Raw genomic sequence first — 24,259 nt, 5'->3', positions numbered from 1 at the left:
TCCGGCGGCGGCTCCGTGGATGCCGCATCCGGCCGGCTAGGGCGGGCACGCCGTCGAAACCCAGCAGCAGGACCCCGTTTCCATGCTCGCGCTGGTGACTGCCGCGACGACGGCCGCTGGCCAGGTGACCCGTCGGCTACGCCCTATTGCCCCGGACTATCGGCGAACAAGCCGCCACAGGGAGGTCACCTCGGCGGCGCGCGCCTCGAACAGGGGATCGTCGCGGTCCGAAGCCTTCGGATGCGTTGGCTTGGTGTCGAGCCTCTCCACCACCTTCAGCCCGGCCGCCTTGATGGCGGCCAGCAGATCCTCACGCGACCGCAGGCCAAGGTGCTCGGCCAGGTCGGAGAGGACAAGCCAGCCCTCACCGCCCGGCTCCAGGTGGTCGGGGAGTCCGTTCAGGAAGCGGAACAGCATCCTGCTCCCGGGGTCGTAGACGGCGCTGTCAAGGCTGGAATGCGGCGTGGCCGGAATCCAAGGCGGGTTGCACACGACGAGCGGCGCCCGTCCGGGCGGGAACATGTCGGTCAGGACGGCCTCAGCACGGTCCTGGACACCGAGGTTCCGGAAATTCTCACCGGCGCAGGCAATTGCACGCGGTTCATTGTCCGTCGCCACCACGCGGTGGACGCCACGGCGCGCGAGGACGGCAGCGAGCACCCCGGTGCCGGTTCCGACGTCGAACGCCAGCGTGTCAGAGGGCAGCGCAGCGGCGGCCACGAGATCCACATACTCACTCCGGGTGGGGAAGAACGTGCCATAGTGCGGGTGGATGCGGCCCTGCAGGGCATCGACGTAGACACCATTCCGCCGCCACTCGTGGGCGCCAATTGCCCCGACAAGCTCGTGCACGGACACAACGGAAGATTCGCCGATGTCACCGTACGCTTCCACGGCGGCCTCCCGGATATCCGGTGCGCGGCGCAGCGGCACCACCGGGCCCGGGTCAAGAGGAATCAGCAGCAGGCCGAGAACGCGTGCTCGATGCGAGCGGGACTGGCGATGCCGATAAAACCTATCGGCCGGAGTTCCTGCGATCTTCTTTCCGGCGCCGAGCCGCCGGTCCAGGGCGTTGAGGATCTGCCGTGCGTTGTGGAAGTCGCCGTGCCAGAGCATCGCGATCCCCTGTGACGCCATCCGGTTCGCCTCATCGGCCGTGAGCGAGTCGTCGACCACTTCGACGCGCGTCGGCGCCGGTCTGCCGTTCGCCGAACGCCATCGCGCGGTCATGCCCTCACCAGCCTCGGTCCAGGTCACGACGGCGGGCTCATCCACCGCAGCTGTGCGCGAGGGCTTGAGAGCCGGCGTCGGGATTCCCACGGGAGCTGGCGTATCGGTACTGATAGAGATCCATTCCAAGAGTCCGGGGGGCCGATAAGGGAGTGACGATTGCGGCCGCGATTCCACGACGTCCAAGGCTACGGCCCAAGATCCCAGACCGTCATCCGGCCGCAAACCGAGCTTGGCCGATGGCCGCTGGGGCCCTTGAACCTACATTCTCAGGATACAGGGGTGCCGTGGCTCCCAACCGCCGCCGCCCGACCCGGCAAAGACCTCGACCACCTGTACGGCGGCTGGCCAATGATCCTCTCCGGCCTCAAAACCTGGCGGCCTACCAGCCCGGTCCCCGCGAGTCAGTGTGGAAACGGCCCCGGCCTGTAGCGGAGCGTGACAAAGAGGATCACCAAGCGCAGGTTTAGCACGACATTGGCACGGAGCACCTCCTGACGGCTGCCATCTGAACAGCATGCTGGCATGCTGTTCAGGTGGCAGGGGTGGCTACCCCGGCAGCTGACTGCCTTCGAAGAGCTCCGCTTCCAGCGCGTCCAGTTCCGCCACGAAACGCTCAAGCAGCTTCGCCTTGGCGGCTTCGGGCAGCCAGCAGGCGTCGACGCCGTTGAGGGCGATCTCGCGCATCTTCGCCGCCGGGAAGCCCAGCTCGAAAGCCGCGATCCGGTACTCGGCCGCGAGCGTCGTCGGGAACATCCCGGGGTCGTCCGAGGCGATGACCATCTTCAGCCCGGCGTCGGCCATGGCCTTGATCGAGGCCCGGCGCCACGGGCGCCAGGAGCGGCGCGACGTTGTGAAGATGCCCGTGAAGGCCACCTGTTCGTCGCGGACCCGGGCCACGACGTCGTCGTCTTCCAGCACAAAGTAGCCGTGGTCAATCCGGTCGCAGCCCAGCACATCCAGGCAGGTGATGGTGTTCTTCGCCAGCGGAGCATGCTCCGAGGAGTGCGCCGTGCGCTTGAGCCCGTGGCGGCCGGCCAGCTGGTAGGCGGCTTCGAATCGCTCGGGCGGGCCGGAGGTCTCCAGGTTGTCCAGACCGATTCCCACGACGTCGGGGTGCGGGTTGTCGATCAGGTTCTGGACCAGCGCGAGGGCATGCTCACCGGACTGGCTGCGGTCGATGCCGGCGATAAGCAGGCCCGTCATGTCGAAGTCCTGTTCGGCCCGGCGGATGCCCTCCGCCATGGCCTGGACATAGCCGTGGTAGCCCAGGTGGGTAAGGCTGGGCGGCAGTTCGTCGAAGAACAGCTCCAGGTGGCGGGTGGCGCTGGCGTGAGCGTCCTCGAAGGCCTCGTAGACAATCCGCGTCACGTCATCGGCGGAACGCAGGCACTGCAGCGCCCACTCGGAGGCCTTGAACAGAGAGTAGGAGACCCCGGGCTCATCGTCCGAGGGTCCCTGCGGGACGGGAATGCGGGTGTTGACGTACAGTGCCGGGTCCGGCGGCCGGGAGTTGATGTTCGCGAAGATCTCCAGCGGATCCTCGGGAAGCTGCAGACCCTCCCGTGCGGCAAGTTCGGCAAAAGTGGAGGCCCGGACCGTCCCCGTCAGGTGGACGTGGATATCGGTCTTGGGCATGCGGTCCAGGTAGGCGCCATAGGCAGCGCTGTCGATCATGGTGTTGTTTCCCTTTCGGGGCGGGCAGGGCGGGGCCGGGCAGTGCCGGGCAGGCCGAGGCCCTTGAGCCGTTCGGTCAGCATGGTCAGGAAGTTGGCCGCCGCGACGTCGCGGCCGTAGCGGATGTTGGGTTCGCGGCCGGAGACTCCACGGACGTCGGCGACGACGGCCCCGCGGGTCAGGGCGCCGTGCAGTTCCACGGTGGCCGTGGCTGCTTGCCAGGTAATGAGGGACTGCTCAATCACGGCCGCGGCCGCCAGGGGATCGTGCATCACGGCGCCGTCCGGCCGGCCGCGGGCCACCATGGTGTTGCACATGTCCACGAGCATCGCGCCAATCTCCCCTGCCGGGGACGGCAGGCCGGCGAGCATGGTCGCCGTCGGGCGGTCCACTACCGCCTTGCGGGTCACGTCCAGCGGAACCAGGCGGATCCGCTGGCCGCGCTCAAGCACCAGGGCGGCGGCCTCGGGGTCGGCGTAGAAGTTAAATTCGGCGCTCAGCGTGACATTGCCCTGGCTGAACACGGCGCCGCCCATGATCACCAGCTGGCCGATCGCCGCAATGGTGTCCGGGAAGCGGTTGAACAAGTGCCCGACGTCGGTCAGCGGGCCGAGGGCAAGGAGGGTGACCTCGCCGGGGCGGTCCAGGATGAGGCCCGCCATGTGTGCCACGGCGTCGGTCTCAATACTGCGGGTGGAGTCCGGCAACAGGACGCCGCCGAGGCCGCCCACTCCGTGGACGGGTTCGTCCGCGATCCGTTCGCCGCCCGCGAGCGGGGCGGCTGCCCCCGAATAAACGGGGAAGTCCGCAGCCACGCCCAGCAGGTCCAGCAGGGCCGCCGCGTTGGCGGTGGCCCTCCCCAAGGAGACGTTCCCCGCCGTCGCTGCGACCGCCAGCACCTTCAGCTCGGGTGAGCCGAACGCCAGGGCCAGGGCCACGGCGTCGTCGATGCCGGGGTCGCAGCTGATGATGACGGGTAGGGTCACTTGGAGGTGACTTCGCGTGCGTAGCGCTCAACCCATGCGGAACGGTTTTCCACGATCGGGCCCATGTCCAGCGTGGCGAAGCCAGCGCCCACTGGGTCCTTGGCGGCCGGTCCGGAGACTTTCGTCAGGATGTCCGGAACCATGGCCTCCGGGTTCACCGGCTTGTCGCCCAGAACCTCGGCGGAAGCTGACTGTGCCTTGGCGGAGAGCATGTAGTCGATGAATTTCTCGGCGGCGCTCTGGTGCTTGGTGCCCTTGACGATCATGGCCCGGTTGGTGGTCATGTATTTGCCGGTGGCCGTCGGGGTCCAGGCCACGGGGGCGCCGGAGCTAACCAGGTTGCGGGCGAAGCCGTCCAGTGCCGGGGCGGCCACGATCTCCTTCTGCTGGATCAGGTTGGTGACCTCGGTGGAGGCAGTGTAAAACTTCAGCACCGACGGCGCCAGGGCACCCATGGTTTCGAGGCCCTTGTCGACGTCGAGCGGGCCCGAGCCGTAGGTGGCGGCGAAACCGGAGAGCGTCAGCTGGCCGGAGGTTGCCGCGAGGTCCGGGAGGGCGATCTTGTTGGCCCTGGCCGGATCGCTCAAGGTCTCCCACTTGGCGGCCGTGGCCGCGTCCATGACATCGGTGCGGTACATCATGCCGTTGAGCTGGAAGGTGTAGGCGGGACCGTCGATTTTGTCGTCGACGGCGAAGGGAGCCACCTTGGACATGTTCGGGATCTTGGCCGGATCGGCCTTCTCGAACAGGTCCTTGGCCTGGCCCGCTGCTGCGTAGTAGTCCGAGATCAGCATGACGTCGGTGCCGGAGTTCTTGTTCAGCTCCAGCTTGGACAGCCGGTCCGCATTGGAGCCGGTCTCCACCTCCACCTCAATGCCGGTGGCGGCGGTGAAGGGGTCGATCACAGACTTCTTGAAGTCGTCGACGCCAAACGCGAAGGTGCTCAGCACCAGGGTCTTGTTGTCGCCGCCGGCCTGGGTGTCGCCGCCGCAGGCGGTCAGGGCCACGGCCGAGGTGAGGAGTACAGCTGCGCTGGCGGACCAGCGCGTGGAACGCTTGTTGTTGCTCATGATTGCCTTTTCGGGTTGGGGAGGATGCTAATCGGCCAGGGGGACAAGATCGGCCGGACGGATGGCTGCGGTGATTTCGGCACCGGGCTCAAGGTGGAGCCCGGAGGTGGCGCCGGAGTCGGCACGGACTGAGGCGAGGAGGTCCACTACCGTTCCGGTGCTGTCCGTGGCGGTGGCCCGGACCATAACGTCAACGCCCCGGTAAGCGATCTGGGTGATGACCGCCGGGAGGTTGTGTGCGCCGCTGTTGAGGGCTGCGCCGCGGCCGATAAGCTGCAGGTTTTCCGGGCGGACCGTGGCCTGGGCGTACTCGGGGGTGGCGAAGAAGTTCTCGTAGCCCATGAATTCGGCCACGAAGCGGTTGGCGGGACGCTGGAAGACGTCCTGCGGGGAGCCCTGCTGCATGATCTTTCCGCTGCGCATCAGGACCATGTCGTCGCTCATTTCGAGCGCTTCTTCCTGGTCATGCGTGACCAGGACCACCGTGAGGCCGGTTTCCTGCTGGATACGGCGGATTTCCGCACGCATCTGCAGGCGCAGCCGCGCGTCCAGGTTGGAGAGGGGTTCGTCCAGCAGCAGGATATCGGGGCGGATGGCGATGGCGCGGGCCAGGGCAACGCGCTGCTGCTGCCCACCGGAGAGTGCCTTGGGCCGTCGCTCCGCGAGGTGGCCGAGCCCCACCATGTCCAAGGCTTCGGTGACACGCTTGCGGCGCTCCGGGGAGGCCACCTTGCGCAGCTTCAGGCCGTAGCCCACGTTGTCCGCCACGCTCATGTGCGGGAACAGCGCGTAGCTCTGGAACACCATGCCAAGGTTCCGCTTCTCCGGCGGCAGCCGCGTGGCGTCCTTGCCGTTGATCAGGATGGAGCCCGACGTCGGCTGTGAGTAACCGGCGATCATCCGCAATGTGGTGGTCTTGCCACAGCCGCTGGGGCCCAGCAGGGTGGTCAGCTTCCGGCTCGCGATGTCCAGGTTGATGCCGTCGACGGCGGTGAAGTCGCCGAAGACCTGACTGACGTCGCGCAGTTGCGCTGCAATGGTCATTTGTTGATGCCTCCGAAGATTGTGGCGAAGCCGACGGTGCGCTCAGCGATGAATGCGAAGACGATGGTGGCAGCCAGGATCAGTGTGGACATGGCCGCGATCATCGGATCGTAGGATTTCTGGACGTAGTCGAGCATGGAGACCGGCAACGTGTTGAAGGTGCGGCCCTGCAGCAGCAGGGAGAGCGGAACGTTGTTGAATGAGGTCACGAAGCTCAACAGCGCCGCGGAGACAATGCCCGGGCGCAGCAGGGGAAGGGTCACTGAGGTGAAGACCTTGAACGGGCGTGCGCCCAGGCCGCGGGCCGCTTCCTCCACGAACGGATCGGCGAGCGCCAGGGACGCCCCGGTGACGCGGACGGCGTACGGGATCAGCAGTGCAGTGTGGCCCACCAGCAGGGCCGTGAACGCGGCCGTGCCCAGCCCGGCGATCAGCTGCTGGTAGAGGGCCAGGCCCACCACCAGTTCGGGGACGATCAGCGGCGAGAGGAAGAGTCCCTGTACCCAGCCCTTGCCGGCGAAGGTGCTGCGCTGCAGGGCCAGTGCAGCGGGGACGCCGATGATCAGGGCGAGGACGGTGGCCAGGACTGCCAGCTGGGCGCTGGAGACCAGTGCCGTCATAAACGGCTTGTAGCTAGCGGCCGCCGCGAACCACTTCAGGGAGAAGCTTTCGGGCGGGAACTGCAGGCTGTCCCCGCCCGAGAAGGCCGCGGCCACTACGAACAGGATGGGCACGATCATGACCATGTAGCCGATGATCGCGAGGGCTCCGAGGATGGGGCGTCGGCCGGTTGTTGGCTGCACGGTTCGTGGCGGCGTCATCTTGGGGTTCTTGTTTTCGGGCTGCGCACCGGGAAGCCGCAGGACTGTACGGATGGTCATGAGATCCTTCCCTTCTTGCCGACGGCGGCGGCTACTGCCGAGACTGCGAACACCAACACGGTCATGATCATTGCCACGGCGGAGGCCGCAGACCAGTCGATGCTGACCGTGGAGTAGTTGAACAACTGCGTAGCCAGCATCCGCTGGTTGCTGCCGCCCAGGAGGTAGGGCGTGGTGTAGGCGGTGGTGGATCCTGCGAACACGAGCGTTGCGGCCACGATCACCCCGGGGAGGGAGAGCGGGAGCGTCACTGTCCACAGGACCCTGGTACGGGAGGCACCCAGGCCGCGGGCGGCGTCGTCGAGCCCTGCATCCACCTGGGCCACCGCGGAATAGCAGGACACGATGGCCAGCGGCAGGAAGAGCTGCAGGAGGCCCAGGACGATCGCCGACTCCGTGTAGAGCAGCTGCGGGGCGGGCAGCCCCATGGCGGAGATAACCTGCCCGATCACGCCGTTCTGGCCCAGCAGGACCAGCCAGCCATAGGTGCGCACCACGTTGCTGAGCAGGAGCGGGAAGATGGCCAGGGCCAGCAGCATTCCGGACCAGCGGGAGGTGGAACGGGCCAGCAGCAGGGCGATGGGAAAGCCGAGGGCCAGGCAGAGCACAGTGACCAGCAGGCCCAGGCCCATGGTCCGGCCGATGATGGCCAGGTCATACGGGTCCTGGAGCATGCGGCCCAGGCGGGCGAACACTTGGCCGGTGGAGATCCCGGGGGGCGCCAGGAGGAGCATCAGGGCAGGCAGGCAGAAGCCAACCAGGATGAAGATCAGGCCCGGACCCAGCAGGAGGAGCGAAGATTTCTTTGACAGCACCCGACGGCACTCCGTTTCGAGGTACGATTCGACTGATGATGTAACCGGTTGTACAACCGGTTACATCGCTACAACGTAGAGTACATCACACAAGCAGTCCATAAGGGAAGGTCATGACGATATGGTGACGTTGGCAGATGTGGCGGCGCTAGCCGGCGTTTCCAAGGCAACGGCGTCACGCGCCATGAACCAGCCGCAGCTGCTGAGCCCCGAGACACGTGAACGGGTGATCTCAGCCGCCGCCAGCCTGGGCTTCTCCGCCAACCGGGCAGCCCGCGCCCTGGCCAAGGGCTCCACAGGACTCGTGGCGATTGTGGTCCCCACACTGGAAAACAGCTTCTTCACCCCCATCATCCAGGGCGCCCAGCGCGCGGCGGAACTCGGAGACCTCCAGGCGACGATCACGGTCCTGCAGGCAGAGAACGACGCCGAGCAGCAGCGCCTGCTGCGGCTCGCGGAACAGGTGGACGGCTTTGTCCTGGCCTCCCCGCGTGCCTCAGCCGGCTTCCTGAAAACGCTCTCGGAACGCAAGCCGCTGGTGACCGTGGACCGGCAGGAAGAGGGCATCCCCTCGGTCATGGCAGATACCCCAACGGCCCTGCTGGAGCTGGTTACCGGACTGGTTGCCGCCGGGCACCGACGCATTGCCTACGTCAGCGGACCTGCTGGATCCTGGATGGACCAAAGGCGCCTTGCCGCGGTCCGCGAGGCGGCCGGCGAGACCTGCACGGTGGAGGTTATCGGCCCGCTTCCGCCGACGTTCGCATCCGGTACGGAGGTCGCCCGGCTGCTTTCCGGTTCCGACGCCACCGCCGTTGTCATCTATGCCAGCGCCATCTCGCTGGGCCTGTTATTCGAGCTGCAGCGCCAGGGCACCTCTGTTCCCGGAAAGCTCGTTGTGGCCAGCGCCGACGACCTGGCCATCGGAACACTCTCCGGACTTAACATCACAGCATTGAAAGTGGACGCCGATCTGGTGGGGGAAACTGCCATGAAGACCCTGCTGGGTTTGCTGGACGGCAACCTTGAACCGCGGCCCTTCCATCGCCGTGTTGAAGTCCCGCTGCAGTGGGCTCCGGAGTTCGGCTGACCCCCTGCCTCCAAGGCACGCACACCCGGTTTCAAGCCCAAGTCAGTCTCAACAACCCCCATTCGGATCCACCAGCACGCTTCGTCCCACGGAGATCGGCGGGGCCTGGCATACCCCGGCCACGTACACGCTGTTCTCGATGGCGCGGGCGGCGTTGAGGGCCAGCCACTGCTCTGTCTTGTGCTCTCCCGGCACCCAGGACGAGCACCCGTCCGCGCTGCGGACGAATTTCAGACGGCGTGAAGGGACGATTCCCGCGCCCATCGAAGCTCAGAGACAATGGACAGCATGACCCTCACAACCTTCGCTCTCATCCGCCATGGCCAGACCGACTGGAATGCACAGCGCCGGCTGCAGGGATCCACCGATATTCCCCTCAACGACGTCGGCCGCGGCCAGGCCCGGGAAGCCGTCAACGCCCTGTCCATCCATGAATGGGACGCCGTCGTGTCCTCGCCGCTGAGCCGCGCCGCGGAAACTGCGGACCTGATTGCCGCAGAATTAGGGCTCGGTGTCCACCGGCATGTGCCTGAACTCACCGAGCGCAGCTTGGGCCGCGCCGAAGGACTCCAGGACGGGCCCGAGCTGGATGCACTGCGCATCCCCGGCGGCTTCCGTGGCGCGGAGGGCGAGGACGAAGCCGCGCTCCGCGGACTCACGGCGCTGGAAGCCCTGGCCGAGGAGTTCCGCGGCGGCCGCATCCTCGTCGTCGCCCACGGCACGCTCATCCGGCTCAGCCTCAACCGTGCGATCGGGCGCCAGCTGGAGCGCATCGACAACGCTGTGCTCAACCTGGCCCACCACCACCCCGCCGACGGCTGGAAACTCGAATACCTCAATGGCGTGCAGCTGGCGGCCGCGGCCATGAGCTGACCGCACCGGGGTCCACTTGACTCCGGGTTTTTCCTCGCAGCACAAACCAACGCGGGGTCACTTCTCGCCATCCCGGCCATCAGGATGGGCGAAAAGTGACCCCGCGTTGCTGTCAGGCTGGGACAACGGCAGGCGGGGCGGTGAACGTCGGTGTGTTGAAAACCGAGCCACAGTCACACTCGGTTACTACGGCTGGCCCCACCTAGAATGACAAAAAGCACCTCTGGAACTGCTGGCCGGGCCATCCGGCCGGCTGACCATCCCCTCGCCGTCAAGGCCTGGGCCGAGATGCGGCATCAACGACTGATCCTGCCTTCCGAGAAAGAGCTGAATCAATGAAATTCGCACGTCTTGGTACACCCGGTTCCGAAATCCCCGCCATCATGAATGGCGAAAAGTGCTACTCCCTAGCGTCCTTGACGGCGGATATCAACGCCGACTTCTGGTCGTCCGGCGGGCCCGCCCGCGCCGCCGCAGCCCTGGCCGCCGGCGAATTGCCCGAGCTGGAGGCCGACGGCCTCCGGATCGGCGCCCCCATCACCAGGCCCTCCGCGGTGTATGGCATCGGCTTGAACTACGCAGGACACGCCGCCGAATCCGGCTCCGCTCCCCCCGCCTTCCCCCTCCTCTTCCACAAGGCCCCCAACACCGTCTCAGGGCCCCATGACGCCGTCGCGATTCCCCGCGGCTCCAGCAAAACGGACTGGGAGGTCGAGCTCGGCGTCGTTATCGGCGCGCGCGCTTCATACCTCGCGTCCCCGTCGGAGGCCGTCGACCACATCGCCGGTTTCGTCACGGTCAACGATCTGTCCGAGCGCGACTTCCAGCTCGAAGTGTCCGGCGGCCAATGGTCCAAGGGCAAGAACTGCGCCGGGTTCTGCCCCACCGGCCCGTATCTGGTCACCCCTGACGAGGTCGACGCCGGCAACCTGCGGCTGCGCAGCTGGGTCAACGGCGAACCGCGCCAGGATTCCACCACGGGGGACCTGATCTTCAACGTCGCCACCCTCATCCACCACCTCAGCCAGTATCTTGTATTGGAGCCAGGGGATCTGATCTGCACCGGCACCCCGGAAGGCGTGGCACTGTCGGGGCGCTTCCCGTACCTGAAAGCCGGCGACGTCCTCGAAATTGAAGTGGAAGGCCTCGGGCGCCAGCGCCAGGAATTCATCCAGGCCTAAGGAAGGGCACGGTCAGACCACGGAATTGGAAAGCGCTCCTCAGCGCCACCCGATGACCTCGACGCCGTTCAGCGCAAGGCGCGGTCCCGCCGTCATTATTCCCCGCTGATCGCCCTGCAGGAGGACCAGGTGGACGGCCTGTTGGAGACGCTGGGCGGGGAGTCCGCCGTCGCCAATAATTCCGGCCGCAGTGAGTCGGAGGTGAACGGCACCACTGATCACGGTGCTGTCCCGTGACAGAAGGCAACCTGCTGACGCTCGCCAACCGCTAGCCGAACAGCGCCGCCACGCGGGTCAGGGTTTCGTAGACTCCGTAGGCCAGCGGCACCCCCACGAGGGCCCAGGCCACGGCGAGCCTGCCGGTGGACGCTTTCACGGGCGCCTGTGCGCCGGGGGTGTGTGCAGTGCTCATCTCAGGCCTCCATGGCAGATTCGTGCCGGCCGCGGCCGGCGCTGGATTCGTGGAACCGTGCGTCCACCGGTTTGACCAACAGGTTGGCCACGAAGCCAACCACCAGCAGCCCCACCATGGTCAGCAGCGCCGGCTGGTAGGACGCGGCGTTCAGCTGCCCGGGCTTGCCCTGGGCGTCCAGGAAAGCGTTGACGATCAGCGGCCCCGCCACCCCGGCAGCGGACCAGGCGGTCAGCAGCCGGCCGTGGATGGCGCCCACCTGGAAGGTCCCGAAGAGGTCCCGCAGGTATGCCGGGACGGTCGCGAAGCCGCCGCCATAGAAGGAAATGATGACGAATGCCAGTGCCACGTAGAGGATGGTGGTGGTTGAACCGGCCAGCGCCAGGACGGTGTAGAGCACAGCGCCTACGCCCAGGTACACCATGTAGATGCGCTTGCGCCCGGTGACGTCGGACGTGGCGGACCAGGCGAAGCGCCCGGCCATGTTGCCGATGGAGAGCAGTCCCACGAAGCCTGCGGCGACGCCGGCACTGACCAAGGACACGCCGTCGGCCTGGCGGAAGAAGTCCTGGATCATCGGTGCGGCCTGTTCCAGGATGCCGATGCCGGCGGTGACGTTGCAGAACAGCGCCACCCACACCAGCCAGAACTGCCGGGTTTTGATGGCGTTCTTGGCACTGACGTTCTCCGTGGTGACAAGCTTTGCAGCCTTGACCTTGGCGGGGTCGAACCCGGCCGGGCGCCAACCGTCGGCGGGGACCCGGATGGTAAAGGCGCCGAAGAGCATGTACGCGAGGTAGACGACGGCGAGGGTCAGGAAGAGCTTTCCGACGGCGTCGCCGCTGGCCACCCAGCCCTGGGCGCCGGAGTTGGGATCATACATTTTGAGCAGGGCCGTGGAGACGGGGCTGGCGATCAGCGCGCCACCGCCGAAGCCCATGATGGCCATGCCGGTGGCCAGGCCCGGCCGGTCCGGGAACCACTTGATCAGGGTGGACACGGGCGAGATGTAGCCGATGCCCAGGCCGATGCCGCCCACGAAGCCGTAGCCGAGGTAGACGAGCCAGAGCTGGTGGGTGAAGATGCCGATCGAGCCGATCAGGAAGCCGCTGGCCCAGAACATGGCCGAGGTGAACATCGCCTTGCGCGGGCCGTTTGTGTCCACCCAGGTGCCCATGATCGCCGCCGAGAGGCCCAGCATCACGATGGCGATGGAGAAAATCACGCCGATTTCGGTCAGGCTGGCACCGAAATGCTTGACCAGCGCCGTTTTGTACACGCTGGTGGCGTAGGCCTGGCCGATGCAAAGGTGGACGGCGAGCGCCGCGGGCGGTACGAGCCAGCGGTTGAATCCCGGCGGGGCGATTGTGTGGTCACGATCCAGCCAGCCCATAAGTGCTCCTCTTGCTTGTCGACGACGTCGATGTCCGTTCGATCCAGAGGCGAAAGACCCCACCAGGTTCCGTTACCTCCAGCAATCATGTGCCAGATCATCAGCAAACGTACTAATTGCGCGCCGAGCGGTAGGTAATTTACGGGGAGCGGTGTGACGGCAGGTCCCGCGCGGGGCCCTGTGAAACAAAATGGGGCAGTTGCTACCGCTCCCTCTGGCACCGCACGCCCGGCGGCAAGTGGACCATCTACGCCAACGCCGCACCCGAGTTCAGCTGCGCGCGTTACTGCGGGACAGCCGTGCGCCACGGTAGAGGCCGACGTCGACATCCAGCATCCGCGTCCGCGACGGCTTCGCCGCAGTGCGGATCACGGAAGTCCCGGCCGCGTCAGACCGCCGGCGACCCATCAGCTGCCGCGCTTTCCTGCACGTCCTGGACTACCTCGTTGTGGCGCAGGAACCAAGGCTTGAACGGCGGGTCAAAGCGGGCGAACCGCGGCGGCCCCGCCGCGGTAAGTCCGGCGAGTGTCAGTGCGGCCTGCAGTCCGTTGTTCCGCCGAGCGAACGCTGCCGCGGTGCCGCTGCCTGAGAAGCGGAGGGCCGCGGCCAGGGAGCCGGGTACTTCCCGGAGCTTGACCTGAGGGTCCGACGGGACAGGCGCCGTCGCGGCCGTGAGGCCTGCGGGGAGCACAAAGGCCACCACGAAATCTGCGATCCCTCGGCTTCCCGGCAAGGGCCCGCTCTGGATGACCGGTGCAGTCATCGCCAGCTTTTGTGGAGCTCCGGTCCCCTGGATGACCGGGGCCGTCATTGCCATTTTCTGCCGCGACGTATTGTTGCCGCTGATGTAGTTGAACAAATGCCGGAAGGCGGCGTAACCGGCACGGTCAAAGGTGGCATTGACCACCACCTCGGCGAGGACGTGCCCCGGATACCGGCGCAACTCGAAGTGCGGGTAGCGGTGAACCAGTTCGTAAGGCTGCTGTTCGGTCATGGTCCCCCGAGCCTACGCCGCCCCGGTCCGTGCGGCCACCCTGTCAGCGCACCGGCTGCCGATGACGCACCCAAGCACAGTCTGCCGTCGTAACCATTGATATGTGACCATACAGTCACCTATCATGGAACCATGGACGCCGTGTTCAAGGCTCTCGCCGACCCCACCCGCAGGGACCTGCTCGATGGGCTCTTCCGCGAGGATGGCCAATCGCTGACGGCACTCGGGGCGCGGTTCAGCATGACCCGTTTCGGGGTCATGAAGCACCTCAAGCTGCTGGAGGACGCCGGCCTGGTGGTCACCCGCCGTCGGGGCCGGGAGAAACTGCATTTCCTCAATCCGGTGCCCATCCGCCTCATCCACGACCGCTGGGTGAGCAAATACGCCGAACCATGGGCCGCTGGCCTCAGCGACCTCAAATCCAGATTGGAAAGTCCCATGGAAAAAATCTTCGAAATCTACATTAAAACCACCCCGGAACGGCTCTGGGAGGCCATTACGGACAGCGAGATCCGCAGCAAATACCAGTTCGGGAACTCCATCAACTCCGACTGGACCCCGGGCGGGCGGTTTGAAATGGGCAACCCCAAAGCCGGGGCGCTTCTGGGCGAAGGCGAGAACATCGAAGTTGACCCGCCGCGGAAGCTCGTCCAGACCATGACCGCGCTCTGGGGCGAGGACGTCAAAGCCGAAGGCACCTCGCGCATCACCTGGGAGATCGAACCCGTGGGCGATTCCTGCCACCTCACCGTCACCCACGACCACCTCCGCGAAGGCGCCAACGACCAGCTCTACGGCGGCTGGCCCATGATCCTCTCCGGCCTGAAAACCTGGCTCGAAACCGGGGAACTCCTCACCACCCCCGGCTCCCTGCTGTACACCTGAGGCGAGGTGCGGCACCCACACCCGGGCAAGCTGCGTTCCACAACCCCCACCCGGTAGCGTTAACCTGTGACTCTCACGAACCCGCCACAGCTCGCCGACCCCGTGATCAGCTCCCTCGTGGGTGGCACCTCGCTCAGCCGCGGCCGCACCTACTCGCGCAAAGGCGCGGTCTCGAGCGTCGAATGGAACCCCAAGAAGCTGGAGCTGAAAGGAATGGTCCAGGGCAACCGCAGCGCCCCGTACCGGACCAGGGCCGCGTTCAAGAACGGTGTGGGCGGACTGCGCCTTGAATGGGGCTTTTGCTCCTGCCCCATGCAATTTAACTGCAAGCATGTGGCCGCTTTGCTCCTGGAAATCAGCAGCGGGCCCGTGATGGAACAGCTGGCACTCCTGGAGATTCCCCCGGCGCCGAAGCTATCTCCACCCGAGGCCCGGAAGACTGTCCAGAAACCCCCTGCGCAGAAGAAGACACCGCCCGCCCTGTGGCAGGAGCAGATCCACAGCCTTCTCCACCCCCAACCGGCAGCAAAGGTACCAAGGTTTCGCCAGCGGTCCCGGCAGGTCCGCAAGCCCGCCGGCAGTGAGGCTCGGCGTGCAACTGGAACTTATAGAATCCATGCCCAGCAAGCCGCTTTGGCACCAGCGGGGACGCAGCGACCCCTGGCAAAACTCATCCGCCCCCGGCATCAGCCTGACCGCCAGACCGGTGAAGCAGAATGCCAAGGGGAAGTGGGTGGTTGGCCAGCTGCGCTGGGATAGTTTCGGCCAGTCATATTACGGGTATCAAACTGACGAATTCAGCACAGAGCAGGTGCGCTGGATGCGGACCTTCAGATCCCTGTACGCAATCGCGGGCACGCAGGCACCAGCGGCGCATCTGCCCCTGGAACTGTTTCATAGCCCGCTGCTCTGGCAGCTTCTCGGCCAAGCAAGCGCAATCGGCGTGGCGCTGGTGGCCGCAAAGTCCGGCGACGCCGTGGCCGTCCATGACCCCGTCAGCGTTGCACTGGACGTCCGGGCACACGACGGCGGGTTGATGCTGGTACCGCACCTCGGCGTCGGCCGTGGAGACGCCGACGGTGAGTCCGGCGATACCGCCGCAAACCACACCGCCATGGGCGTGATCGGCCAGCCTGGCCACGGGCTGTTCTGGTGGGACTCCGCCACGGGCCCGGGCACCTCCACGGCAACCAGCGGCCTGCACCTTGCCCCCACCACAGCCCCGGTTCCCGACGCCGTCCGTCCGCTGATCCATCACCGCACGGAACTGCTCATTCCGGCGGCGGCCCGCGAGTCCTTCCTGGGCGCCACCTTTCCGCAGCTGGCCCAGGCAGCGGATGTCATCTGCAGCGATGAGTCAGTGGAGCTGCCGCAGATCCTGCCGCCGGAGCTAGTGCTGACAGCCGCCCACAGCATCGGCAAACTGGACCTTCAATGGCACTGGGAGTACGTTTCCGCCGGTACCGTGACCCGCCAGCCGCTGCCCGACGCCGGCACCGGCTTCCGCGACCACACCTTCGAATCAGAACTCCTGGCTAAGGTGGCCGTTGCCCTGTCCCCGTTTTCGGCGGCCTGGCGGGAGCAGTTCCCGGACGCACCGTCCGGCCACCCGGGCAGCACGCGGCCGGCCGAGCTCAGGAACGTCGCCGCCGCCCGCTTCACCACCGACGCACTCCCGGCAGTGGAGCTGCTTGAGCACGTGCGCGTAGTCACCACAGGCACGGTGCCGGACTACTCCGAGCTCACGGAAACACCCCTGATCGGCATCAGCACCACGGGAACGGCCGACGGCGACTGGTTTGATTTGGGCGTCACGGTCACCCTCGGCGGGGAAGACATCCCCTTCCAGCAGCTCTTCCGGGCCCTGGCCGCCGGCGAAGAACACCTGATGCTGGCCAACGGCAACTACTTCCGGCTCGACCAGCCCGAGTTCCAACAGTTGCGCCGGCTCATTGAAGAGGCCCGGTCACTGCAGGAGCACGATGGGCCGCTGCGGATCAGCCGGTACCAGGCCGGCCTCTGGGACGAGCTGGAGGAACTCTCTGCCACCGCGGAGCAGGCCGAGTCCTGGCGGCGGAGTGTCGGCGGGCTGCTGCGGTTCTCGGAGCTTCGGGACTCTCCGCTGCCGGCTGGACTCAACGCATCGCTGCGCCCCTACCAGCAGGACGGCTTCAACTGGCTGGCCTTCTTGTGGGAGCAGGGCCTGGGCGGTGTGCTCGCGGACGACATGGGCCTGGGCAAAACCGTGCAGGCCATCGCCTTGATCTGCCATGCCAAGAATGGCATCGGCGCCCCGGAACGGGACGAAACCGCGCGCCACCCCTTCCTGGTGGTGGCCCCTACCTCCGTGGTGCCCAACTGGGCCGCGGAAATCGCACGTTTTGCGCCCGCGCTGCGCCTCACCGCCATTTCGGACACGCTGCAGCGCAGCGGGACGGATCCGGCGGCACTTACCGCCGGGTCCGACGTCGTGGTTGTTTCCTATACGCTCTTCCGGCTCGACTACGAGGCCTACGCCGCACAGCGGTGGGCCGGGCTGGTGCTGGACGAGGCCCAGTTCGTGAAGAATCCGGCCACCAAGGCCAGCCAGAATGCCCGCCGTTTCCCGGCCCCGTTCAAGCTGGCCATCACGGGAACGCCCATGGAGAACAACCTGATGGAGTTGTGGTCCATGTTCTCGATCACCGCCCCGGGCTGTTCCCGTCGTCGAATCATTTCACCGACTACTACCGGAAGCCGGTGGAGAAGGAAGGGGACGCGGACAAGCTGGCGCAATTACGACGGCGCATCCGGCCCCTGATGATGCGGCGCACCAAGGAGCTGGTGGCCAAGGACTTGCCCGCCAAGCAGGAACAAGTGCTGGAACTGGAACTGGCGCCGCGGCACCGCACCATCTATCAGCGGCACCTGCAGCGCGAACGGCAGAAGGTTCTGGGGCTGCTCGATGACATGGACAAGAACCGCTTCGCGATCTTCAAGTCCCTCACGATGCTGCGCAGGCTCAGCCTGGACGCGTCACTGGTGGACGAGAAATATGCCTCCGTCCCGTCCAGTAAGCTCGACGCCCTGATGGAACAGCTCGGCGACATCGTGGCCGAGGGACACCGGGCCCTGATCTTCAGCCAGTTCACCGGTTTCCTGGGCAAGGCGGCCGCTCGGCTTGACGCGGAAGGCATCCCCTACGCCTACCTGGACGGCAAGACCCGCCGGCGCGCTGAGGTGATCGAGCGGTTCAAGTCAGGAAGCGCACCGGTGTTCCTTATCAGCCTCAAAGCCGGCGGATTCGGGCTGAACCTGACTGAGGCAGACTACGTCTTCCTGCTGGACCCGTGGTGGAACCCCGCTTCAGAGGCACAGGCTGTGGACCGCACCCACAGGATCGGCCAGACCCGGAATGTCATGGTCTACCGCCTGGTGGCCAAGGACACCATCGAGGAGAAAGTCATGGCGCTCAAGGAAAAGAAGGCCAAGCTCTTTACCGCTGTACTGGACGACGACGCCATGTTTTCCTCGGCGCTGTCCGCGGAGGATGTCCGGGGTCTGTTCGACGGCTGACTCAGCGGCTGTTCACTCTGCGTTGGGTCATCGGTTCAACGTCAACGGCGACACCACCGGCGGCGTTACGGGTACTTCCAACTCGCTGCTGCTGGTGCAGTCCTCGAAGTCAAAGGACCCCGCCTGGGCCATGACCACGTCACCACCTACGTGGGCAACTACTACGGGGTGGAACTCGGCTACGGGCCCGGGACAGGTTTCGGCGCCTGCGGACTGCCCGGCGCCGACAAGAACAGGCTCCGCGGTGCCCGCGTCTTTGAGCTGGACGAAAACCACGCCGGCATCTACAAAGAGACACGGCTGGTTTTCGCCAAGGACCTGGGCATCGATCTTGCAGCGAACGACCAGCCCATCACTCCCCTGCCCCTGAACCCGGCGCAGCTGTAGTGGCTGGTCCCGGGGTGCCGTGGATACCTCGCGAATGGTATCCGCGGAACCTGGGGCCCGGTGCCTCGCGCCCCAGGGGCAGCGGCGGCTTCATGGCGCCCCGTTAACCTCCCCGCCAACTCCAGGCACCTCACTGGCCATATGCCCTCCCTACGGTGGACGGGTCATCGGCGAACCTGCCGGAACCGTTTACCCAGGAGGATCCACCACCATGCGCAAAGTCCTGACCGCCGCGGCAGCCGCCGCCCTGATCGCCTCAATGGCGAGCCCCGCCGCCGCCGCCCCCACCAGCGGGGACCCGGGCACGGAGGCCGGCACGCCGTCGTCGAACGCTGCCGGCGCGGCACCCACCGCGCCAACTACCGGCCTGAAAGTGAACGAGCGCAACGGTTCCTTCGACCTCCAGGCGCACCGCGGCGGCCGCGGCGAATGGACCGAAGAGTCCCTGGCAGCCCTCGGCAACTCCCTGCAGCTCGGCGTGACCACCCTCGAACTGGACACCCACCTGACCGAGGACGGCAAGGTTGTGGTCTGGCACGACGACACCATCTCAGCCACCAAATGCCTGGACACCGCACCCGCCGCCGCCGGGGACCCCGAGTTCCCCTATGTGGGGGACCGCGTCGCCGAGCTGTCCCTCGCCCAGCTCAAGACCCTCAACTGCGGCTTCACGCAGCTGGCCGGCTACCCGGAACAGGACGTCATCGAAGGCAACCGCATCGCCGAGCTCAAGGACGTCTACCAGCTGGCCGCGGACGACAACGCCAAGAAGGTCCGCTTCAACGTGGAGACCAAGGTGGAAGATGGCATGGCCGGCGGCGCCGGCATGGTGGCCCTCACCAAAGCCGTGGTGGCGGAAGTCCAGGCCTCCGGCGCCGCCGACCGCACCACCATCCAGTCCTTCGACTGGTCCTCACTGAACCTCACCAAGCAGCTCGCGCCGGAACTTCCCCTGGTTGCCCTTTCCAGCGGCGACGCGTGGATGGGCGTCGGCCAGCCCGGCGCCAGCCGCAACCTCGGCGGCATCGACATCGATGACTACGACGGTTCGCTGCCCAAGGCAGCAGCCGCGCAGGGCTACGACGCCGTCTCCCCCACGTTCCGCTCAGTCACCCCCGCGATGATCACCGAAGCCCACAACCTGGGCCTGCCCGTCATCCCGTGGACCGTGAACACCACCGCCGACATGAAAAACCTCATGGACATGGGCGTGGACGGCATCATCACCGACTACCCCACCCGCCTGCGCACGCTCATGGCAGACCGGGGCCTGAAGCTGCCCAAGGCCTACGAACTCAAGGGCTGATCCCCTCACTTCCATGCCAATTACACTGCGTGCCCACATCTGGTGGCGGCCGTGCACGATTGGCGCTGCGCCCCCCGCGGCGTCGCCTGATTAAAGCCGAATGCCGCGGAGACCTTCAGGTGAAGGTATCCGCGGCGTCCGTCAATCACAGGACGACGGAGCTGTTCCGTGCAAGCTTCCGATCCGCTTACTTATCGCACCCGATGCCGTCGCCGTCCCGGTCGAGGTGCTTCCCGTACCCTGGCGTACCAGCATAAATCGGCGCAGCTCCGGCTGCACGTACAGCCGTGCAGTTCGCGTAGGACACGGCTGCCGGCGCCTGGACTGCCGGTGCGGGAATCGGGGCGGGCTTCGCCGCCGGTTGGGGGGCTTGCTGGGCCGCTGCCTGCTCGGCGGCCTGCCGGGCTGCCGCGTCCCGCGCGGCCTGTTCACCGGCAGCGGCCTGATCGGCAGCAGCTTTATCAGCCGCAGCCTTCGCTGCAGCAACCTCTGCTGCCACCTTGTCAGCGGCGGCCTTATCCGCCGCAGCCTTTTCCGCCGCCAGCTTCTCAACGGACTTGACACCCAGGCGCACGGTGGAATCCTTGGCCACTTGTGCACCGTGGGCAGGGTCCTGGGACGTCACCTGCCAGTTCTTCTTTGAAATGATTGACTTGCCGTCGGCGGTGTCCACAGCCTCGACCTTGAGCCCGAGATCTTTCAGCTGGTCCGTGGCTTTGTCCAGCGTCAGGCCCAGCACGTCTGGAACCGTGACAGCTTCTTCAACCACCGCAACGGCGGATGCAGGTGCAGTGGGCTTGCCACCACATCCAGTCAGCATGAGGCCGGCCAGCACAACTAATGTAAGCGTCTTCTTCAATTTTCCCCCTTGGAAAGTTTTGAACAGTGGAGTGATGGGACGTCGCCTAGCTTTCGCAGGCAACGCCATCGGAATCGCGGTCCAGACCAGCACGGTAGCCGGCCTGTCCTGCGAAGATTGGTGCGGCACCGGCGGCCTTCGCCGCGGCGCAGTTGGCGTAGTAAGCGGCCACAGGAGCCGCGGGAACGGGAGCAGGTGCCACCGCTGCCGGAGCCACAGGTGCTGCCGGAGCAGGGGCCGGAGCCACAGGTGCTGCCGGAGCAGGGGCCGGAGCCACCGGCGCGGGAGCCTGGGCGGCAGGTGCCGGGACAACGGGAGCGGGCACTGGCTCAGCCGCAACAGGAGCAGGAGCCGGCCGGTCCGTCGGCGCGAGCTGCCCGGTACAGTCGGCCAGGATCCTGGCCATCGCGTCGTGCTCCGCCTGGGTGACCCAGAGACTGTACGTTGCCTTCACGGAGATCTGCCGGGCCACATACTCGCACCGGAAGCCCTTGTTCGGCGGCAGCCAGGTGGCTGCGTCGCCGTCGCCCTTTTTCATGTTCGTGGGACCGTCCGTCGCCTGCAGGTTCAGCGGATCGTTGGCGAACGCCGTCCGCTGTTCCGCGGTCAGCTGCTGCGCACCTTTCTGCCAGGCATCGCTGAGGGCAACCACATGGTCGATCTGGACAGCGCTACTCGTTGCACTCCCCCGTAGGAAACTGATGGTTGTGCCGGTGTACGGGTCCGCCAGGGTTCCGGACTGCACCTTGCAGGGGACACTGTTCGCGTAGATGGTGCCCGTCAGGTCGCGCTTGAGAATGTCATTCCGGGTGTCGCAGCCGTTACGGTCGACGTCTGCCCAGGCCTGTCCGAAAAGCGCGCGGTCATATCCCGTCTTGGGCGCCCTGCCCTTGATGGGGAGGGTAGCCAGCAGATCGATTGCCTTGGTAGCAAAGGCAGGCTGCGTCTTCGGAGCCGTTGCGCTGAGGCCGTTCGCCAGGACGTAAGTGGTCTCCGGATCGAGCGGCGCGCCCGTCACCTGGGCGGGTTCAGCGGACGACGGCGTCGGCTGGACCTTGGAGGAGGCGCTCGCTGTGGCGGTTGCTGGCGAGGCATTCCAGTCCGAGGAGGCTGCCTGAAGGTCCTCCGCGCTGGTCCGCGGCAACGCGGCGGCACCGGCGGTGAAGAGACCAAAAGCGACGGCGAGGGCGATGGCCCCTGCTTTCCGCTTCGCCGGGAGCCACGCCCAGGATCGGCGTCCGGTCGCCAGAACGTACAGGCCGGTGATGGCTGCCGAGATGGCCAGGAAAACGAGCGCGCCCCCGAACCCAACATTGAAGGCGCCAATAATCATGAAGAGTGTTGTAAGGCCTCCGACGACGAATGTGGAAGCGCGTGGCCTGCGGGGCAGTTTTGGCCCGGGCGCAGGGGCAGATGGTGCTGACCCGAAAAGGGTCTGATAGTTCGACATTCTTCCCCAATACAAGGGCCCGGCGTTTAGCCCAACCCTTTCCTTGAAACTTCACGTAAATGCCGAGCCTATTACCCGCAGAGCCGGGAAATCCGAAACCGCGACGAACCTCGGACAACCTTGATTGAGTCTTGAGCCGATCTTGATCTGTGAATGTTGGCGGTACTCCTTCCGCCCGCCGAGGTGCGGATTCCGCTCACTTTCGTGGCCGTGGTGATCGCCCTGTCGATCATCGGCTCGGTCAGTGCGAACCTCGGCGGTAGCTTGGGCGGCCGGTGGCTTGTACCAATCACGTTGTTCATGGGTATGCTCGCAGGAATTTTCCTGCTCTACGAATCAGTGGTGACCGGCCATTCCGGCTCAGCTTCCGTATGGAGCGGAGTCTGAGGCACCATCCCTTTGGAGATCGTCGCCGCCCCTCATCCGCACCGCAACGACTGCTCCGGAAACGGCGGTGAGGACGGCGACGGCGGTGATGGCCGCCGGGATCCCGTACAGGCCGGCGAGAAGCCTCGAGAGCAAGGCGCCGACGGCGAACCCGCCGTCGCGCCAGAGCCGGTTAGCCCGTGGTGGGGACATGAAGGTGCCCGGGCAGGAGGAGGTCCTGCCCGGCGCCGTGCTCGGTCCTGTTGCGGACATCCAGGACCATGGCGGCGTCGAAACCGTCGAGTTCCTCGGGCTGGATCAGCTTGGGGGTGAAGGTGGCAGACCGTCGATGCCGGTGACGTAGCCTGCGACGTTGTCGATGCCCACACGGACCAGGTGGTCCCACGTGTCCTGCGCAGCTTCCTGGTCCGGGGCCAGGAGCACCAGCGGGTTCTTGTCCGTCTCCGGGTTGACCACCCAAGCGCAGTAACTGGCGACGGACCTGCCGGCCGGGAGGTTCAGTGACCGGACCACCGTGCCCTGGTGGACTTCGCTGTTGGAACGCGTGTCGATGAAGGTGACGGCGTCCTGGGCCAGGTCCCGGCGACGTCCGCGGTGTCCAACTCCGGCAGCGGGGCACGTTCGCCCATCACGGCCGGACCTTTGCGATTTTCGCGCTTCATGCGGCCGAAGTACGCGTGCGCATCCGGCTGGCCGTCGAGGAGTTCATCAATGAATCCCTGCTCGTCGTTCGTGGCAAGGTACGGGCCCCACCAGGCGTAGAGGCGTTCGTAGCCCACGGTGGAGGAAGGGATCGCGCCCAGTGCCTTGCCGCAGGCACTGCCGGCGCCGTGGGCGGGGTGGACCTGGACGTAGTCCGGCAGGGTAAGAAACTTGTCCCGCAAGCTGGCGAAGAGCTGCTTTGCGCCCCCGAACCGCGTGTCCACTCCGCCGGCTGCCTCATCCAGCAGGTCCGGGCGGCCGAGGTCGCCGGAGAAAGCTTTTCCTCTCCCTAGCTCGAACCGCCTATCCTCGAACAACCCCCTGGACGGTCCCCTGCTTCTGGTACTTCCCCTGGTCTTCGGGTCCGCCATGGTGGCCTGCCTGGTCCTGGACTTCATCCAGGTGCGGCGGCGCAACTACGTGTCCGGGCTGGGCCTGCTGGTCATGGTGGTCCTGATGACAGCCGGCTACTTCGGCGGCGTCGTGCCACTCATCACCCCCGGAGAGGCCGCCAAGGACAGCCCAGGACATCTCGCAGTCGGGGGCGGTCTATCTCGCCGGCGTCGCCTGCATCTTCCTGGTCATTCTGCTCGACGTGGTGGTTGCAGGCGCCTGGTACGCCCTCTTCAAGAACGTCAACCGGCGGATCTCGGCGGCCGCGGCCTGGCCGCGAATCACCTTCGCCGGGCTCTTCGCAGTAGCCACCGGCCATCTGGTGTACGCCTACACCCTGCTGGACGATCCGGACCAGGCCCTGCACGCCATCGAATCGTTCCGCACCCTCTGGCTGATCAGCCTTGGACTGTTCGGCCTCTGCCTCATCCTGATCGGGTACCTGGAGCTCCGCTCCACCTTCGTCCCCACGGTCTTCGGAGTCCTCCTGGCCACCTCCGGCGCCGGGTACATCATCGACGCTTTCGGTGTCGCCTTCGTGGATGCATTCACCCCGATGTACGGCCTGTTCGCCATCGTCGGCGAAACCAGCTGCAACTTCTGGCTGCTGATCAAAGGCCGCAGGCTCGCCACCCCCGAAGCACGCCACGCCTGAGGCGACCCGCGACGGGAAGCCGTGCGCCGCCGTC

The 24,259-nt window shown here is 66.2% G+C and carries 25 protein-coding genes and 3 pseudogenes; 11 read left to right on the top strand and 17 right to left on the bottom strand.

All coding sequences use genetic code 11. The features are described 5' to 3' along the window. Window positions 1-156: 156 nt before the first annotated feature. The 7 genes from ABIB27_RS05010 to ABIB27_RS04980 form a co-directional block, all read right to left on the bottom strand. Entirely contained in the window at window positions 157-1,320 is a 1,164-nt protein-coding gene (locus ABIB27_RS05010; protein ID WP_354253594.1) for a methyltransferase, read from the bottom strand. Window positions 1,321-1,779: 459 nt separating this feature from the next. Next, window positions 1,780-2,907: an adenosine deaminase family protein gene (locus tag ABIB27_RS05005; RefSeq protein ID WP_354216006.1), complete on the bottom strand. Its 1,128-nt coding sequence runs from the start codon at window positions 2,905-2,907 to the stop codon at window positions 1,780-1,782. Beyond that, a complete protein-coding gene (locus ABIB27_RS05000; protein WP_354253593.1) occupies window positions 2,904-3,893 on the bottom strand; it encodes a nucleoside hydrolase in 990 nt (329 codons plus the stop codon). The genes ABIB27_RS05005 and ABIB27_RS05000 overlap by 4 nt, the downstream gene beginning before the upstream one ends. Then, a complete protein-coding gene (locus ABIB27_RS04995) occupies window positions 3,890-4,963 on the bottom strand; it encodes an ABC transporter substrate-binding protein (RefSeq protein ID WP_354253592.1) in 1,074 nt (357 codons plus the stop codon). Before ABIB27_RS04995 ends, ABIB27_RS05000 begins: the two co-directional genes overlap by 4 nt. Before the next feature lie 27 nt (window positions 4,964-4,990). After that, window positions 4,991-6,007 (bottom strand): ABC transporter ATP-binding protein, encoded by a 1,017-nt coding sequence (locus ABIB27_RS04990; RefSeq protein WP_354216003.1) that lies wholly within the window; start codon window positions 6,005-6,007, stop codon window positions 4,991-4,993. Further along, complete coding sequence (locus tag ABIB27_RS04985; RefSeq protein ID WP_354253591.1) at window positions 6,004-6,888, bottom strand: ABC transporter permease; 885 nt, start codon at window positions 6,886-6,888, stop codon at window positions 6,004-6,006. Before ABIB27_RS04985 ends, ABIB27_RS04990 begins: the two co-directional genes overlap by 4 nt. Beyond that, window positions 6,885-7,703, bottom strand: a complete 819-nt coding sequence (locus tag ABIB27_RS04980) for an ABC transporter permease (protein WP_354216001.1) — start codon at window positions 7,701-7,703, stop codon at window positions 6,885-6,887. The genes ABIB27_RS04985 and ABIB27_RS04980 overlap by 4 nt, the downstream gene beginning before the upstream one ends. Before the next feature lie 121 nt (window positions 7,704-7,824). On the opposite strand from ABIB27_RS04980, the gene ABIB27_RS04975 reads away from it, so the two are divergent. Beyond that, window positions 7,825-8,793: a LacI family DNA-binding transcriptional regulator gene (locus ABIB27_RS04975; RefSeq protein ID WP_354216000.1), complete on the top strand. Its 969-nt coding sequence runs from the start codon at window positions 7,825-7,827 to the stop codon at window positions 8,791-8,793. A 48-nt stretch (window positions 8,794-8,841) separates the two neighbouring features. On the opposite strand, the gene ABIB27_RS04970 is transcribed toward ABIB27_RS04975, so the two are convergent. After that, on the bottom strand, window positions 8,842-9,057 hold the full coding sequence (locus ABIB27_RS04970; protein ID WP_354215999.1) for a nitrilase-related carbon-nitrogen hydrolase: 216 nt from the start codon (window positions 9,055-9,057) through the stop codon (window positions 8,842-8,844). Window positions 9,058-9,081: 24 nt separating this feature from the next. On the opposite strand from ABIB27_RS04970, the gene ABIB27_RS04965 reads away from it, so the two are divergent. Both ABIB27_RS04965 and ABIB27_RS04960 read left to right on the top strand, forming a co-directional pair. Further along, the gene (locus tag ABIB27_RS04965; RefSeq protein ID WP_354215998.1) at window positions 9,082-9,666 is read left to right on the top strand and encodes a histidine phosphatase family protein; all 585 of its coding nucleotides are present in this window, start codon (window positions 9,082-9,084) and stop codon (window positions 9,664-9,666) included. A 335-nt stretch (window positions 9,667-10,001) separates the two neighbouring features. Further along, complete coding sequence (locus tag ABIB27_RS04960) at window positions 10,002-10,847, top strand: fumarylacetoacetate hydrolase family protein (RefSeq protein WP_354215997.1); 846 nt, start codon at window positions 10,002-10,004, stop codon at window positions 10,845-10,847. A 39-nt stretch (window positions 10,848-10,886) separates the two neighbouring features. Here ABIB27_RS04960 and ABIB27_RS04955 read toward each other — a convergent pair whose 3' ends face one another. From ABIB27_RS04955 to ABIB27_RS04940, 4 genes are all read right to left on the bottom strand, one after another. Further along, the gene (locus ABIB27_RS04955; RefSeq protein ID WP_354215996.1) at window positions 10,887-11,069 is read right to left on the bottom strand and encodes a hypothetical protein; all 183 of its coding nucleotides are present in this window, start codon (window positions 11,067-11,069) and stop codon (window positions 10,887-10,889) included. Window positions 11,070-11,115: 46 nt separating this feature from the next. Next, complete coding sequence (locus tag ABIB27_RS04950) at window positions 11,116-11,259, bottom strand: MFS transporter small subunit (RefSeq protein ID WP_354215995.1); 144 nt, start codon at window positions 11,257-11,259, stop codon at window positions 11,116-11,118. Window position 11,260: 1 nt separating this feature from the next. Then, a complete protein-coding gene (locus ABIB27_RS04945) occupies window positions 11,261-12,652 on the bottom strand; it encodes an OFA family MFS transporter (RefSeq protein WP_354215994.1) in 1,392 nt (463 codons plus the stop codon). 388 nt (window positions 12,653-13,040) lie between these two features. After that, window positions 13,041-13,646 carry an SOUL family heme-binding protein gene (locus ABIB27_RS04940; RefSeq protein WP_354215993.1) on the bottom strand — a complete coding sequence of 202 codons (606 nt, stop codon included), beginning with the start codon at window positions 13,644-13,646 and terminating at the stop codon, window positions 13,041-13,043. Between the two features lie 132 nt (window positions 13,647-13,778). Between ABIB27_RS04940 and ABIB27_RS04935 the strand changes: the two genes are divergently transcribed. The 6 genes and pseudogenes from ABIB27_RS04935 (at window position 13,779) to ABIB27_RS04910 (ending at window position 19,779) form a co-directional block, all read left to right on the top strand. Next, the gene (locus ABIB27_RS04935; protein WP_354215992.1) at window positions 13,779-14,531 is read left to right on the top strand and encodes an ArsR/SmtB family transcription factor; all 753 of its coding nucleotides are present in this window, start codon (window positions 13,779-13,781) and stop codon (window positions 14,529-14,531) included. A gap of 66 nt (window positions 14,532-14,597) precedes the next feature. Beyond that, window positions 14,598-15,290 carry an SWIM zinc finger family protein gene (locus ABIB27_RS04930; RefSeq protein ID WP_354215991.1) on the top strand — a complete coding sequence of 231 codons (693 nt, stop codon included), beginning with the start codon at window positions 14,598-14,600 and terminating at the stop codon, window positions 15,288-15,290. 61 nt (window positions 15,291-15,351) lie between these two features. After that, window positions 15,352-17,474 (top strand): annotated as a pseudogene (locus tag ABIB27_RS04925) (DEAD/DEAH box helicase); the annotation flags it as partial. 6 nt (window positions 17,475-17,480) lie between these two features. Next, window positions 17,481-18,086: a DEAD/DEAH box helicase gene (locus ABIB27_RS04920; RefSeq protein WP_354253677.1), complete on the top strand. Its 606-nt coding sequence runs from the start codon at window positions 17,481-17,483 to the stop codon at window positions 18,084-18,086. 150 nt (window positions 18,087-18,236) lie between these two features. Further along, a complete protein-coding gene (locus ABIB27_RS04915; protein ID WP_354215989.1) occupies window positions 18,237-18,473 on the top strand; it encodes a hypothetical protein in 237 nt (78 codons plus the stop codon). 211 nt (window positions 18,474-18,684) lie between these two features. Then, window positions 18,685-19,779 (top strand): glycerophosphodiester phosphodiesterase family protein, encoded by a 1,095-nt coding sequence (locus ABIB27_RS04910; RefSeq protein ID WP_354215988.1) that lies wholly within the window; start codon window positions 18,685-18,687, stop codon window positions 19,777-19,779. A gap of 187 nt (window positions 19,780-19,966) precedes the next feature. Here the strand turns inward: ABIB27_RS04910 and ABIB27_RS04905 are convergent, their stop codons facing one another. Continuing rightward, complete coding sequence (locus tag ABIB27_RS04905) at window positions 19,967-20,638, bottom strand: excalibur calcium-binding domain-containing protein (protein ID WP_354215987.1); 672 nt, start codon at window positions 20,636-20,638, stop codon at window positions 19,967-19,969. 46 nt (window positions 20,639-20,684) lie between these two features. Next, entirely contained in the window at window positions 20,685-21,971 is a 1,287-nt protein-coding gene (locus ABIB27_RS04900; protein ID WP_354253590.1) for a GmrSD restriction endonuclease domain-containing protein, read from the bottom strand. Window positions 21,972-22,241: 270 nt separating this feature from the next. Between ABIB27_RS04900 and ABIB27_RS19390 the strand changes: the two genes are divergently transcribed. Continuing rightward, window positions 22,242-22,475 carry a hypothetical protein gene (locus ABIB27_RS19390; RefSeq protein WP_502909117.1) on the top strand — a complete coding sequence of 78 codons (234 nt, stop codon included), beginning with the start codon at window positions 22,242-22,244 and terminating at the stop codon, window positions 22,473-22,475. Here ABIB27_RS19390 and ABIB27_RS04890 read toward each other — a convergent pair. The 3 genes and pseudogenes from ABIB27_RS04890 to ABIB27_RS04880 all read right to left on the bottom strand — a co-directional run. Then, window positions 22,449-22,646 (bottom strand): annotated as a pseudogene (locus ABIB27_RS04890) (hypothetical protein); the annotation flags it as partial. The gene ABIB27_RS19390 and the pseudogene ABIB27_RS04890 overlap by 27 nt on opposite strands. Window positions 22,647-22,674: 28 nt before the next feature. After that, a pseudogene (locus ABIB27_RS04885) lies at window positions 22,675-23,455 on the bottom strand (rhodanese-like domain-containing protein); the annotation flags it as partial. A 25-nt stretch (window positions 23,456-23,480) separates the two neighbouring features. After that, window positions 23,481-23,708 carry a hypothetical protein gene (locus tag ABIB27_RS04880; protein ID WP_354215985.1) on the bottom strand — a complete coding sequence of 76 codons (228 nt, stop codon included), beginning with the start codon at window positions 23,706-23,708 and terminating at the stop codon, window positions 23,481-23,483. Here ABIB27_RS04880 and ABIB27_RS04875 point away from each other — a divergent pair. Then, window positions 23,707-24,225, top strand: a complete 519-nt coding sequence (locus ABIB27_RS04875; protein ID WP_354216105.1) for a DUF4386 domain-containing protein — start codon at window positions 23,707-23,709, stop codon at window positions 24,223-24,225. The two genes, ABIB27_RS04880 and ABIB27_RS04875, sit on opposite strands and share 2 nt — an antisense overlap. Window positions 24,226-24,259: the final 34 nt, after the last annotated feature.

This window comes from Arthrobacter sp. UYEF21 (genome assembly GCF_040546085.1).
In the GTDB taxonomy this organism is placed as follows: domain Bacteria; phylum Actinomycetota; class Actinomycetes; order Actinomycetales; family Micrococcaceae; genus Arthrobacter.
Note: the sequence above shows the minus strand (reverse complement) of the source record. Positions and strands in the feature narration are given on the sequence as shown.